13 protein-coding genes are annotated in these 14,231 nt (G+C 37.0%); 8 read left to right on the top strand and 5 right to left on the bottom strand.

Features of this window, described 5'->3' with window-relative positions; translation table 11 throughout:
- Positions 1–128 precede the first annotated feature (128 nt).
- The 7 genes from Q4534_RS04505 to Q4534_RS04535 all read left to right on the top strand — a co-directional run bounded on the left by Q4534_RS04505 (position 129) and on the right by Q4534_RS04535 (position 7,356).
- Positions 129–2,546, top strand: coding sequence for a TonB-dependent receptor (locus Q4534_RS04505; protein WP_303611976.1), 2,418 nt, complete (start codon positions 129–131; stop codon positions 2,544–2,546).
- 35 nt (positions 2,547–2,581) lie between these two features.
- The gene (locus Q4534_RS04510) at positions 2,582–3,385 is read left to right on the top strand and encodes a trans-aconitate 2-methyltransferase (RefSeq protein WP_303611977.1); all 804 of its coding nucleotides are present in this window, start codon (positions 2,582–2,584) and stop codon (positions 3,383–3,385) included.
- Positions 3,386–3,523: 138 nt separating this feature from the next.
- Positions 3,524–4,165, top strand: coding sequence for a hexitol phosphatase HxpB (gene hxpB / locus Q4534_RS04515; RefSeq protein ID WP_303611978.1), 642 nt, complete (start codon positions 3,524–3,526; stop codon positions 4,163–4,165).
- A 443-nt stretch (positions 4,166–4,608) separates the two neighbouring features.
- Entirely contained in the window at positions 4,609–5,610 is a 1,002-nt protein-coding gene (locus Q4534_RS04520; protein ID WP_303611979.1) for an alpha/beta fold hydrolase, read from the top strand.
- A gap of 395 nt (positions 5,611–6,005) precedes the next feature.
- The gene (locus Q4534_RS04525) at positions 6,006–6,488 is read left to right on the top strand and encodes a hemerythrin domain-containing protein (RefSeq protein ID WP_303611980.1); all 483 of its coding nucleotides are present in this window, start codon (positions 6,006–6,008) and stop codon (positions 6,486–6,488) included.
- A gap of 9 nt (positions 6,489–6,497) precedes the next feature.
- Positions 6,498–6,938 (top strand): Rrf2 family transcriptional regulator, encoded by a 441-nt coding sequence (locus Q4534_RS04530; protein WP_303611981.1) that lies wholly within the window; start codon positions 6,498–6,500, stop codon positions 6,936–6,938.
- A gap of 19 nt (positions 6,939–6,957) precedes the next feature.
- A complete protein-coding gene (locus Q4534_RS04535) occupies positions 6,958–7,356 on the top strand; it encodes a group III truncated hemoglobin (RefSeq protein WP_303611982.1) in 399 nt (132 codons plus the stop codon).
- A 102-nt stretch (positions 7,357–7,458) separates the two neighbouring features.
- On the opposite strand, the gene Q4534_RS04540 is transcribed toward Q4534_RS04535, so the two are convergent.
- From Q4534_RS04540 to Q4534_RS04560, 5 genes are all read right to left on the bottom strand, one after another.
- A complete protein-coding gene (locus tag Q4534_RS04540) occupies positions 7,459–8,058 on the bottom strand; it encodes an SCO family protein (RefSeq protein ID WP_303611983.1) in 600 nt (199 codons plus the stop codon).
- A 42-nt stretch (positions 8,059–8,100) separates the two neighbouring features.
- Positions 8,101–8,862 carry an SUMF1/EgtB/PvdO family nonheme iron enzyme gene (locus tag Q4534_RS04545; RefSeq protein WP_303611984.1) on the bottom strand — a complete coding sequence of 254 codons (762 nt, stop codon included), beginning with the start codon at positions 8,860–8,862 and terminating at the stop codon, positions 8,101–8,103.
- Complete coding sequence (gene nirK / locus Q4534_RS04550; RefSeq protein ID WP_303611985.1) at positions 8,859–10,334, bottom strand: copper-containing nitrite reductase; 1,476 nt, start codon at positions 10,332–10,334, stop codon at positions 8,859–8,861. Before nirK ends, Q4534_RS04545 begins: the two co-directional genes overlap by 4 nt.
- A gap of 424 nt (positions 10,335–10,758) precedes the next feature.
- Entirely contained in the window at positions 10,759–12,297 is a 1,539-nt protein-coding gene (locus Q4534_RS04555; protein WP_303611986.1) for a M56 family metallopeptidase, read from the bottom strand.
- A complete protein-coding gene (locus Q4534_RS04560) occupies positions 12,297–12,668 on the bottom strand; it encodes a BlaI/MecI/CopY family transcriptional regulator (RefSeq protein WP_303611987.1) in 372 nt (123 codons plus the stop codon). The genes Q4534_RS04555 and Q4534_RS04560 overlap by 1 nt, the downstream gene beginning before the upstream one ends.
- A gap of 312 nt (positions 12,669–12,980) precedes the next feature.
- Here Q4534_RS04560 and Q4534_RS04565 point away from each other — a divergent pair, with 312 nt between their 5' ends.
- Positions 12,981–14,195, top strand: a complete 1,215-nt coding sequence (locus Q4534_RS04565) for a hypothetical protein (RefSeq protein ID WP_303611988.1) — start codon at positions 12,981–12,983, stop codon at positions 14,193–14,195.
- The last annotated feature ends 36 nt before the right edge of the window (positions 14,196–14,231 follow it).

Below are 14,231 nucleotides of genomic sequence, written 5' to 3' on the forward strand. Positions count from 1 at the left end.
TTAAGGTTTAGCCAAAAAGTATTAAATGGAATTATTCCATTGGTCCGGCTGTCATTTTTCTAGCTGGAAATATTGTTGGAAGAAAAATGTACTAGCGCTTTACCTGATCCATCTTAAAAACAGAACAAGTGAGACAGTTTTGGGTAAAATACCTATTCGTATTGGTAATGTTTGGTAGCTTCTGTGCTTATGCACAGGAGAATACCCTTTCAGGCCATGTTTACGGAGCCAATGGTGAAGCCGCTGCTTTCGCCCATGTTCTCTTGTTGCAAAATGAGGACTCTGTTATGGTCATGGGAGTACCTACGGATTCAATAGGTCTTTTCGTGATGAAAAGTATTCCTGATGGCAATTACCTACTCAATGTTTCACAATTAGGATACGAACCTTATTTCAGGTCTTTATCCTTTTCAGGTACCAATGACCTTACATTAGAAAGGATCGAATTGACCATGATGAGCCAGCAATTAGAAGCCGTTCAGGTAGTGGGACGTAAACAGCTCTTTCAGCAGAAGAGTGATAGACTGATTATTAATATTTCTTCCTTACCGACTTTTAGCGGTAACAATGCTTTGCAACTGCTTCAAAAAGCCCCTGGAGTTACTGTTCAAGAAAATGAAAGTAGCATTAGTTTAAACAATAAGGGTGAGGTGTTGATAATGATAAATGATAGAATATCTCGTGTACCCATGCACAACTTAATATTGCAGTTAAAGGGCATGCGTGCAGAAAATATCGACCGAATAGAGCTTATCCATCAACCAGGAGCAAGATACGATGCTGATAATGCTGCAGGAATCATTCATATAGTGATGAAAGAAAACAATGCCTATGGTTTAAATGGCAGCGCAAGCCTTACTGCTGGTATGGGGCAAAGAGAAAAGCTCAATGGCAGTGTTGATCTTAACTATCGCAATAATGGCTTAAATGTTTATGGAAATGCTACTGGATTCAATAGCAGGTCGCCCATAGCATTGATAAATCATTTCAGAGAATACGATTATCAAGGGGATCAGTTTTATTACGAGAACAATTTTAAGTTTGATAATCCAATAAATAGAACATTGGGATTTAACCTGGGAGTAGATTTTGAAATCAACAAATTCAGCACTATTGGAGGGCTTTTCGGGTATTCAAAAAACACAGACCTGGGCAGTGATTATACCAGTCGGTCTAAAGGTACTGTAAATGCTGTACCGAATACCAATTCACAATATCTACTTAATATTGACAATCCAAGTCGCAACACATTTATAAACCTTAACTATTTCCGGAAAATTGGAGACAAAGGATCTTTAAATATCGATGTAGATAGAGTAAATCTTGATGTACAGAATTCTTCCGAACTTACTTACCTGGACATACAAGCAACAAAGGATAAAACGGCTGCTAATAGAGAGTCAAAGTTTGAAATAAATACCGTAAAGGCTGATTTTGAATGGGGAACCAATGCGGGAGTTAAAGTGGAAACAGGTGTTAAAGGCACATTCAACAATTCTAACACACGATCACGCATGCAAAATAATATAGCAGGTATGTGGGAGCAGGATGAAGCATTCACTGCGAATGATAATATTTCAGAAAAAATCCTGGCAGCCTATGCTTCCCATTCAAAGAAATGGGATGGAAAATGGGAAACCAATTTAGGTCTTCGGCTAGAGCATTATAATTATGCATTAGATGATGGCCGTGGCGAAAATGATTTTAACCTCACCTACAATAATCTCTTCCCAGTATTAAGAACAAGCTATGTGATTGATTCAACCAGATCACTGAATTTAGCGTTTAATCGACGGATTGAGCGCCCTTCTTATTATAATTTAGCTGGGTTCTACGTATTAATAGACCCTACTTTGTTTGCAAGTTCAAATACACGGATCAGGCCATCATTTACCAATGCATATAGGCTTACCTACAATTACGGATACTTCTTGATAGCCGTGGAAATTAATAGAACGGTTGGGGCCATTGCTTTTTATAATACAGTAGATAAGGAAAGGAACCTACAAATAAGTATCCCTACAAATTTTGATCAGATGGATGGTTATTTGATAAATATCAGTTTTCCCATAAAAATAGATGATTTTTGGGACATGAATTGGAATTTAGATGGGGCCTACAAAAAAGTAATAGATGCATCTAATCGGCCCCTTCCATTTGAAAAAGGTCTCTTTACCTTTACAGCCCAGCTATCAAATAGCTTTGATTTGGGTAATTCATGGACGGCTAATATCGATGGCCGGTACATGAGTCCTTTTATTGATGGTGACCAGGTAAAATACCTTCACCATTATATCAATTTTGGGTTGAGTAAGAAATTTAAGAATGAGCGTTTGCTTACCTTTAGTGTGCAAGATGTCACAGCAACCAGTGGTTTTATGGAATGGGAATACAATCAAACCGAACTCGGTATTAGAACCTTTGGGAATAATGATTTTTCCGAAAGGGTTTTTCAATTGACTTTTTTCATACCTTTTGGCAATCAAAAAGTGAAAGTGAAAAGAAACAGAGAAACGGGGTCTCAGGAAGAAAGAAACAGGATGTGATCATTGACCGTTAATGGTGAAAGAATTACAAGCAAATGGAAAGGAATAAACCCATTGAAAGGGAAGCAAAGGCAAGCACCAAAATATTTGATGACCGTAGTCTAAAAACTGACTATCGAACACTTGAGCCTATTCTTAAAAAAGGGATGGCAGTTTTGGATGTTGGCTGTGGGACAGGGGCAATTACTAAGGACATTGCAAAGAATGTCGGTAATGCTGGAAAAGTTATAGGAATAGACAATACGGAAAAGTTTATCCAAAGCGGTAGAGAAAGCGATAAGGATATAGAAAATGTAAATCTTGTACATTGTGATTTGTTTGACTTTGAAACCAAAGAAAAATTTGACTTGATTGTTTCGGCCAGGACGCTGCAGTGGTTAAATAACCCGAAAGAGGCTTTGTCGAAAATGAAATCAATGTTAAAGCCTAATGGTATGATTTCAATCCTGGATTACAACCACAACAATTTAGAATGGAAGCCTGAACCTCCGGAAAGTATGAAAGCATTTTATGTGATTTTCTTGAAATGGAGAAAAGATGCAGGAATGAATAATGAAATTGCGGATGATTTACCTGACCTCATGAAAGAGATAGGAATGGTGGAAATTGAGAAAATTAATTCCGATGAGCATTATGATAAAAGCAGGCCTGATTTTAAAGCTAAAGTTGGAATTTGGGCGAAGGTAGCCGGTTTAAAACAGATGGTTGATGAAGGATATTTAGAGGAAAATTTGAGGCTTAAAGCCATTGAAGAATACAATGAATGGATTGAAATAGAAGCCATTTCAATGACAATGAAGCTGAATGAAGTAAGAGGGAAAATACCAGCCTCTGAATAAAATAGGGGTGGACCTAAAGCCCAAGCCCCTTATCGGGCCAGGAAGATAAAAAAAGGAATAACCTGACATCAATATACAGGAGCTATGGTAGGGAAGAAATGGAACTGGTTGCCAACGGAAAATTAAAATTATATACAAGTGAAGAATAACAAAGCCTTTATATTCGATATGGATGGCGTTTTAGTTGACTCAGAAGGATATTGGAAGCAAGCAGAATTTGAAGTGTTCACCTCTTTGGGAGTTAAGGTAACAGAGGATCAGGCTAAGTTGACCAAATCCATGACCACTTTTGAAGTTACGCAGTTTTGGTATGAAAAATTTCCATGGGATAATGTTGATTTAGAGGTAGTCGAACAGTTGGTTGTGTCAAGGGTTATTGCGTTAATAGAAACCGAAGACTGCCTGATTAAAGGTGTGAAAACCTTTATCGAAAAGCTAAAAGTGAAAGAGTATAAAATCGGATTGGCTACTAATTCTCCAAAAAGAATAATCCCTATTGTTTTAAAGAAATTAGATGTCTTGCATTTATTTGATGCTACTTTATCAGCGGAATCAGAATTAAAAGGAAAGCCTGACCCTGCTATTTATTTCAGTGCTGCTGAAAAGTTAGGTGCTGCCCCAGCAGAATGCATCGTAATTGAAGATTCCTATTCAGGAATGTTGGCCGCAAAAAATGCGGGGATGAAGGTCATTGCTTTTACCAATGGAGGTAAAGTCAGAAATTTTGAAATTTCAGACCATCAAATAGACAGCTTTGAAAGTGATGAGATACCTTTTTAACTGGTAAATAGCAACGTTAATTATTGAGCCAAAATTTACTACTTGGATTTTCTGAGCAATCAAATTCACAGTTAATCTCAAAAAATTCGAATTAATCCCTGCTCTAATAATTCATTTTTCTCAAGATTGAGCTCTTGACCAAATAAGGTTCTGTCGAGTGGAATGAGTTTAATTGTCAATTCCTGTAGGTGTATTGATAACATTAGAGAGGAGATGTCTTATGATCTTGGACGGAAATTTGTGGGGAATAAATACACATTTAATTCTTAATGCAATTCTAATTTCTGTCCGGTAGGATGCTATTTATAAAAATTGCAAATGGGTTGCGAATGATTTTACGGTAAAAACCGAATGATTAAACCCTTATGTGAGGAAAGCGTAAGGGTTTATAGTAAGTGCCCAAATAACATATATGATCAGAGAGACACTATAATGAATGTAAAATGACAAAAAGAATATTAATCATAATCCTATTTTTGAGTAGCTATCAGTACTCTTCAGCTCAGGATGATAATTTGCAATGGTTAGATATTGAGCTTTCAAATTACCAATATCCCTATGCGGTTTCCTACTTGCCATTGAATATTCAAGAACAAGATTTGAAAATGGCCTACATGGATGTGAAACCAGATCATTATAACGGGAAAAGTATCGTTTTATTCCACGGTAAAAACTTCAATGGGGCCTATTGGGAAACCACCATCGAAGCATTGACAAGGGAAGGGTTTCGTGTGATCGTTCCGGATCAAATCGGGTTTGGGAAGTCTTCTAAGCCGGCTAATTTTCATTATACCTTTCAACAACTTGCACTCAATACCAAGGCATTATTGGATTCATTACAAATTAAGGAATCGGCCATTTTAGGCCACTCCATGGGAGGGATGTTAGCGGCCCGATTCGCATTGATGTATCCCGATTTCACTGAGAAGCTTATTCTAGAGAATCCCATAGGCCTTGAAGACTGGAAACTCAAAGTTCCCTATAAGCCAGTTGAATGGTGGTACCAGAATGAATTGAAAAAGAATTATGAAGGCATAAAAAAATACCAGCTAACAAATTATTATGACAATAATTGGAAATCTGAATACGATCAGTGGGTTAAGCTTTTGGCAGGGTGGACGCTTAATTCATCCTATGAAACCATTGCCTGGAATGCAGCCCTGACCTACGATATGATTTTTACTCAGCCCGTGGTATATGAATTTAAAAATATCTCTGCGCCTACTTTGTTAATTATAGGTACCAGAGATAGAACTGCATTGGGAAAAAATTTGGTTTCGGAGGAAGTGAGGAAGACCATGGGCTTATATGATCAATTAGGGAGAATCACAAAAGATCGGATTCCAAATGCTGAGTTGGTTGAACTTTCAGATATTGGTCATTTGCCTCATATTGAACGCTTCGAAGGTTTTATCACTCCTTTGATTGATTTTTTGAAAAATTAACTTGTTCCTTTTGTTATGGAGGTTTAAAAGAAAGAAATTGATTCTTCCCTTTATAATCTATGCTTTAGAGGGCTTTACTGACTTATTTTTAATGGACTTTAATTGTACTATTCTGGATTAACTGGAACTTATTGAGGTCAATTTAGGGTTGATTTATTAAGCTTGCATGCCCTATTTGTTCTTAGAATCTGATTTGTTGGTGACATCAATCACCGGCTATTGAGATTCTAGGTAATTTTAATCAGTAAATAGTAATTTGAGAAGGTTAAAGTAGAAATAGGAAAAGCGATGAAATTAAAGACTGTTTTATCCTTTATTTTGTTTTAAACTGCTTACCTTTGATTTGTTTCATTAAAAACGGGCTTTTCAGGCCCTATTTGTTAAGTTAACCTTTTATGGGAAAACCATTAAAGAGACATCCCGCTTTTGTTCCGGTATCTAGAGATCATCATTTTGGACTATTATTGGTATGGAAAATACGGCAAGGTCGAGAAATAGGAATTGCACCGGATCGACTTTTCAATTATGTGAAGTATTTTTACTCCACACATATGGAGCCCCACTTTTCTTTGGAAGAATCTGTTATTTTTTCTTACATGGGTAAGAACGATTTACTTAGGAAAGAAGTAGAAAGCCAACATCGGGATTTACGGGATGCATACAAGGAATTAAGGGAGTTTAAAAAAGATGATTTGTTGAACAAATTGAATGAGTTTTGTCAAATGGTAGAAGCTCATATCCGTTTTGAAGAAAGAAAGCTTTTTCAGTACATGCAAGTAGAATTGTTAAATAAAGAATTAGAAGAAATGGAGGAAAAGGTAGCTGCTATTCACAAGCCTGTTACTGAAGATTGGGAGGATAAATTTTGGGTTAAATAAGCAAATATTATGTTTTCAAAAGCTTGTGAATATGGCATCAGGGCAGTGATTTACATTTGGTCTAAAAGTACTCATGGGGTTAAATTAGGTGTCAAAGACATCTGTAAGGGGATTGATGCTCCAGAATTCTTTACAGCGAAGATTTTACAATCCCTGGCAAAGCAAGATTTAGTAAGTTCCACCAAAGGACCAAATGGAGGGTTTTATATAAGCAAGGAGCAGGAGAACATGAGGTTGCTTGCGCTGGTTGAAGCGATCGATGGGGATAAACTTTTTAGAGGCTGCGGGTTAGGGCTAAAACATTGTTCTGAAAAACATCCTTGTCCGATTCATGATGACTATAAAAATATTAGAGAAAATTTAGCTAAATTGCTCTCAGAGAAAACGATAAAAGAACTGGCAAAGGAAGTGACCTCAGGAAAAGCTACTTTGACCACTATCGGGGTATAAATTTTAATAGCACTGCAAATTGGAGAATGAAAAAGGGGATTTAAAATCCTTGGCCCAAATAAAAGAATTGGTGGACTTATTTTATGGAAAAGTTAGAATAGACCCATTGATCGGGCCTATTTTTGAAGGGAAACTAAAAGGCAATTGGGACAAGCATTTAGAAAAAATGTATCAATTTTGGCAGACGGTTTTACTCAGTGAACATACCTATTATGGAAGTCCTTTTCCTCCCCATGCCAATCTTCCTATAGATCAGAACCATTTTGAGCGTTGGTTGATGTTGTTTCAGGAGACGCTTCGAGAGAATTTTTTCGGTGACAAGGCCAATGAAGCAATGTGGAGAGCTTCTAAAATGGCGGAAATGTTTCAATTAAAAATAGCCTATTACCAGAATAAAAATATTAGCCCTTTAGGTTAACCATATTTTATTTAGCTTTTGATAATAGGCCAATTTCACTAAAAGGTTGCAAACCCACCTTGTGGCTTTTTCACTGTCGGAAACTTCTGTTAACTATTGGATTTAGATTTTACTTATTTTAAGGATTTGGTTGATAATTTCATCATTTTCCAATCCTAGACCTTCTTTCTGGTATTGTAAAACGCCCTCCTTGTCAAAAACACTAATGATATTTGAATGGGAGAAATCCATGGGATTTATTTTTTTATATTTAACAGATAAAATATTGGCAAAATCTCTAACACCATCTTCAGTTCCTTGTAAAAATAACCATTGATCTCCTTCCATGTTGTTTTCTTTAGCAAAATCCTTCAGCTTTTCAGGGCTGTCATTTAAGGGATCAATACTTACAAGTATATATTTGGGTTTGTTTTTAGGTTTAGAAGCTACTTTTTCAGCGATAAAACGCATGTCGGCCACCAACCGGGGACAAGCTGTTTGACATGAAGTGTAGATCATTACCACTACCAAAGGATGGCCTTTTAAGTCCTTGAACGAAATTTGTTCACCGTCCTGCGTGTTCCAGTTGCTAGGCAAATGGTAAATGGACATTTCATTTAATTCTTTCACTTCTTCTTGCGTGAGTTTTGAGTTACCGGATGGTTCTTGGCATCCTAGAAGCAAAACAAATAAGGATATGAATAGTGTGTTGTATTTTATCATTTTTATACCATTTTTAGTAAATGAAAATTTTTGCAAGACTAGTTATTTAAGGTCCTTAGCACATCTAAAGCCTAAATTTGTCATGCTGTACCTGGCTTTTAGGCTTGAGCGCATGGCATAGCGCATAAAAGCTGCATAGTTCATTAAATCATTTGCCCCTAGAGCACCACTTGCACAAAACAAACCTTTATCTGTGTTGCCATTGTTTCTGGATTCACCTGTAATGATGATCGAATTGAAGTCTAATGTCCATTCCCAAACCAGCCCATGTAAATCGTGAACCCCGTAGACATTGCTTGGTTTGCTACCTACACTGAGTAAATAAGTTTTAGGCGTTTCATAGCTTCTAAGAATTGCCAAATTGTATAAACTATCTCCTCGTGCATCTTCTTTTACTTCATTGGCCATGGCTACAAATTCCCATTCATCTACTGTTGGAAGTCTTTTTCCTTGGCATGAGCAATAGGCTTTAGCTGCAAACCAAGAGACTTGATTTACAGGGCTGTTTTTTAGGGCCCCAGGATAGGTCAAATCACTGTTCCAGATTTCCAGGTATCTTTTGTCAGCGAATAAGCCCTTGACCTGAGATTTCCTCCATTCAGGAAATTGTTTGACAAATTGAAGGTAGTCTTCATGGGTGACCGGTAAGGCATCTATGTAAAAGGCCTCAACTTGTACCTTTTCATTAGGATTGCCATAAAGGGGGATGTAGTTACCCCCCTTTATCTTTACCATGCCATTATCCTGACTTATAGCGTTAAGAGCTAACAGTAAAAATACTCCTGTTATTGCCCAATTTTTCATTGTCTTTTAGCTTTTACCATTTGAGGTGTGATCACTTTTCCATTATTTCCCCAGCTATTGTAAACATAGGTTAAAACACTGGCTATTTCAGTGTCATTCATTTGCTGTGCCGGCATGATACTATTGTAAGGTTTACCATTTACGACCAGCTCCCCGGAGAGACCATGAAGTAAAATATCTATGGCACGATCAGTATCAGCATTCAAATAATCGGATTTTGCAAGGGGAGGAAAGGCATTTGGTACCCCTTCACCATTTGGTTGGTGACAGGCAAAGCAGGCTTGCATGTACAAGTTTTTTCCCGCAATGATTTGTTCCTCCTTGCTTAAATTAACCGGTGCTTCTATATCCAATTCAGATTTAGGCATGTTTTGAATCACACTGCCTTCTGGTTGGTATATTCCTTCCATTATTTCCCCGGCAAAAATGGCCTTATTTTCCTCCCCTGAAACAGATAAAATGCCTAAAGCACCTTTGTTAAATGCCCTGAAAATGCTGTGATCTACCAATACCAAATTAGAAGGTACATCAGCTACGAACTCGACAATAGCTGCCCCGCCTGCCGGCACAAGGGTAGTTTGAACATTGTGGTTGAATTGTTCTCCTCCTTCCAGGTATACTTTGTCAAAAATTTCTCCAATAACATGAAAAGAGGACACCAGATTTGGTCCCCCATTCCCAAAGAAAATTCTTATGTTTTCGCCCACATTAGCAGTTATGCTATTGTCTCCTGAAAGTCCATTGACATTTCCGTTAAAAACAACATAATCCGGGTTTTCATCAATGGCCTTTTGCATACTGAATGGCTGCAAACCTTGTTGACCAAATTTCCCCTCTGTGTAAAAATCACCCTGCATAACATAAAACTCCCGGTCTACCGGTGGCAATCCTCCTTCCGGCTCCACTAGGATTAAACCATACATGCCATTTGCAATGTGCATGCCTACCGGAGCTGTAGCACAGTGGTAGACAAATAAACCCGGATTTATGACTTTAAAGGAGAATACCTTCTCTTGACCCGGAGCAACAAAAGATGCTTCAGCTCCACCTCCTTGTCCTGTTACGGCATGTAAGTCTATATTGTGTGGGAGTTTGTTGTCAGGGTGGTTTTTGATCGTGAACTGTACCAAGTCTCCAACTCTTGTTCTGATGAAAGAACCTGGTACCGAACCTCCAAATGTCCAATACATATAAGTAACCCCATCTGCCATTTCTCCTTCCTTTTCAATAATTTCCATTTCCACAAATAGCTTCTTTGCAGGTCTATTTCCTACGGGGGGAGGAACATTCGGTGGTGAAGTAAGTGAGGCATGCTCTTCCCCAAATACTTTTGTTTTAGCGTAATCAGTAACACTTTTTGGGATGTATCTTTTTTCTGAATCTTGGCCTCCACAGCCAATTATTATTACCGGAATAAAGAAGATAAAAAGATAAAAATATCCTCTAAATTTTGATACTTTTTTTATTTCCATGATAAATCATTGTTTATTTTGGTTGTGATTTTTGAAAGCTTATTCTGATGCGATTGAGTAGGTTAAAGGTAGTAAGACATGGATTTGTCCTATAAAATAAAAATTAGGAGTAATCATGATTTTTATCATGTATTTTGTTGAAAACCCAGTTTAATAAATTGTAAATAGTTTTGTTTATAAAGGTGATGATAGGGTTAAATTTTGAAAATAGGTGTATAACCCTTGTAAAATGGTGATTAAAATTTAAAATTCAAAATTATAAAATTGTTGTTTTCCTTTTAAATTGGTCTTCAATAAAAAAGGTTTCATGTAAATACACATGAAACCTTTATAGAGTGACTTTAATTTTTAATTGTTTGCATTATCCTGTCAGTTGTATTTTTATGGCTGACTTTAGTTTTGGTTTTTATCTAGGGTTTGTTGTTCAATCCCTTCTAAGCTTTACGTTATTATACCCTGAATAACTAACGACAAGCACTGTTGATGAAGCAGCTTTTATAGAAAATTGACCATCTGTATTAGTTACGGTGCCGACTGGTGTAATTTTATCTACCTCTGATGAAGAACGGTATTCTTCAATAACTGCCCCGGAAAGTGTGGCGCCTTTAGGATCTCTTACAGTACCTGTCCATAATCCATTGGAATAGTGGGCATCAACTTTTAAACCGTCTTTATTTGGAAGTATTTCTCCAAAGCTTATTTCACCTTTGGGTAGTTGGTCAGTATCGGATTTAACATTGCTTAGTTTAAAAAATATAGGCAATGTCACTTGTACACGGACCGGATGTCCATTTTGTATTCCGGGGTTGAAATCAGGTGCGTTTTTTATTATCCTTTCAGCCAAAAACTCAAAACCAGTTTCAATACCCGAGTTAACATATACATTCGTTAATGAACCATCTTTCTCTACCACAAACTGGAGCAAAACCTGCCCCTCTTTACCTTTTTTTCTTGCATGTAGTGGGTACTTCGCTTCATTATTGGCGTATTTTGTGAAAGCCGCCATTCCGCCCTTGAATTCAGGCAGTCTATCTAATGGGGCATTTTGGTGTTTCTCTAATTGTGTTGGTCTATCATAAGAATCAAGTTTAGGCTGGTGGGCATGGATTTTCAATGAAAAACCTGTAACGATCATTAATGTTGATAAACTGAAATAGACGATTCGAAGACGCAAGGTCTTCTCTTTTAATGGTTTGTTTAACATGGTTAATCGGTGTTTTAAGGTGGAAGAAGAGATTGCACTTGTCCATAACAAAGGGTTGTTTGGGACAGTAAGGCTTAACAGTAGTTTTTTGTATTTAATAGGATGCACCGCATCTTTTACGCCTTGATCGGCTAGGTATTCATGATTTAGGACCATGGCTTTCTTTACCATAAATACAATAGGGTTGAACCAGCATATCACCGATATAAATTCCATTAATGCCAAGTCTATATGGTGTTTTTGAGCGATATGGATGAGTTCGTGCTTTATGATCATTTCCGTTCTTCCGGAATCTTCTTTATAGGTTGAAGGATGCATAAATACATACTTTCCGAAACTGAAAGGTGAAATGACTTTTTCTGAGAGGATAAGGTTGGCCTGCTTTAATGGTTTAATCGAGGCTTTTTTTGTCCAATTGATTAGCTTTAACAATGCACTTGTTTTCTTAGCGAATAAGAGGGTTGTAATAGCCAAATGAACTGAAAGGAACCAAAATTCAGTAGGAATGGCCTGAGTTGGTGGCACAGAAGTTACAACCGGAGTAGAATGGTTTTGGACATGGGGAAGATAGTTAATAGCTACAGTGCTTTCTTGTGGTAGCCACAAGGGTAAGCTTATAAAAGGAACAAGCATGGCCGCAGGAATCAACGATAAAAGCAGCCAGCGATTCAATGTGAATGTTTTCTCATCTGCCAGAAAAAGTTGAAAGAACAAAAAGAGAATGGCCGAACAGCCGATAAATTTAACCAAAACCACCATCAATTTTTTCTCCTTTCAATTTCGGTTTCTACAAGTCTTTTTAATTCTTCTAACTCATCTGTAGTTAAATCTGCCTTCTTGGTGAAAAAGGATGCAAATTGAAGGGGTGAATTAGAGAAAAAATCTTTTATGATGGTTTTTACTTGTCCTGAAAAATATTCCGGCTTTTCTACAAGGGCATAATACTGTCTAGAATTACCAAACAACTTGAACCCAACGTATCCTTTTTGTTGCATACGTTTCAATAGCGTTGCCACTGTGCTTGGAGCAGGTTTAGGTGCCGGGATAATCTCCAATAGCTCCTTCATGAATATGGGTTGGTTGGACCAGATCAGCTCCATTAACTTTTCTTCGGACTTAGATAACTTCATTCTACATATTTGAAATTTGTTCTACAAATGTAAACATATAAAATTTGTTTTCAATACTTTTAAGAATGATTATTTAGTATTTAGGTCAGTTTTTCTAAGATGAAATTTTTTTTAACCGAATGTAAATAAGCGATTTTTGTATGGTGTTAGGTGTTTAAATGTCTCTTGTCTAGTATCAATGCTGCATTTTCAATCTAATAAAAGATAAAATTATCTTAAAATATGGGTAGCTTTGTTTTAGAGAATAGCTTGGGAATTAGGGAGGGAATACAAACATTTTTCCCAAACTCATAAAATAAAATCAAGAGGTAAATGAGAAAATCTTGGCTACTAATTTCATTGATTAACTTTTTTATTGCTGCCTTAATGGGTTTATTGCTCCGGGCTGCATTTGTATGGGATTTATATTGGATGGAATATAAAAACATGCTGCATGGACATTCCCATTTGGCACTATTGGGTTGGCTATATCTGGGTTTATTTGTTTTAATTCATGGACGCCTTTTGGATAAAGAGAAAGCTTCAAAAGCTATTTATACCCGGCTATTTTGGTTGACACAATTTTCAGTGGTTGGAATGATGCTCTCTTTTCCCCTGCAGGGCTATGCAGGATTTTCAATATTTTTTTCCTCAATTCACATAGTTTTGAGTTATGTATTTGTATACCGGGTATGGAACGACCATCGAAAGGAAAGCTTTCAAATTACCCTTTTGTTAAGAACAGCATTGCTCTTCCTTTTGATTTCTACTTGTGGAGTTTGGGCTGTAGCTGTGATCATGGCTAATGGAGGAGGGGGAGGAGTTCTCTATCAGGTAGCCATACAGTTTTACCTCCACTTTCAATTCAATGGTTGGCTTTTGTTCGGAGTTTTGGCCTTGATAATAAATGATTTTAAGCCTAAATTTTCACCATTTGGTTTTCAACGCTTTTATTTCTTAATGTGCCTCAGTCAAGTCCTTAGCTTTGCCTTGATTTTATTTTGGGCTTACCGATGGAATTGGGCTTTTGGTATTAATTTTATAGGAGTTGTGTTACAGTTATTGGCTTTGGGGGCAATTCTTTTATTAAAAAAGGATTTTAGGTTTAACCTAACTAGGCTCCCTGCGGCCCATTCATTTTTATTGCTGGCCTTTATTGTAGGGATGGTTAGGGTAGTTGCTCAAGCTTTGCTAATATTTCCGGATATGGCTGATCTTGCTGTTTCCTTACGCACAACAATTATTGGTTTTATCCACCTCAATATGTTGGGCTTATTTTCTGCTTATTTATTGTATTCTTTTTTCAAAAATCAAACCTCAGTCGCCTTTAATCAGCAATTTAAATGGGCAGTTATTCCTTTTTTTATTGGCTTTATAGGTTCCGAGTTGATCTTGTTTTCCCAAGGAATTTCCACATGGCATTCCTGGCATGTTTTACCTTATTACCATGAAAGTTTGTTAGCCTTGAGTGGGTTTATTCCCCTTGGTATTGCGGTTTATATTTTCTTATTCCTAAAGCATTATTCACATCGGTCAGCAATAGCGTGAAATTATTGAATGTTTATTGGTAGCAATGGTTTTTTT

Source organism: Cyclobacterium sp. 1_MG-2023 (assembly GCF_030546805.1).
GTDB lineage: Bacteria > Bacteroidota > Bacteroidia > Cytophagales > Cyclobacteriaceae > Cyclobacterium.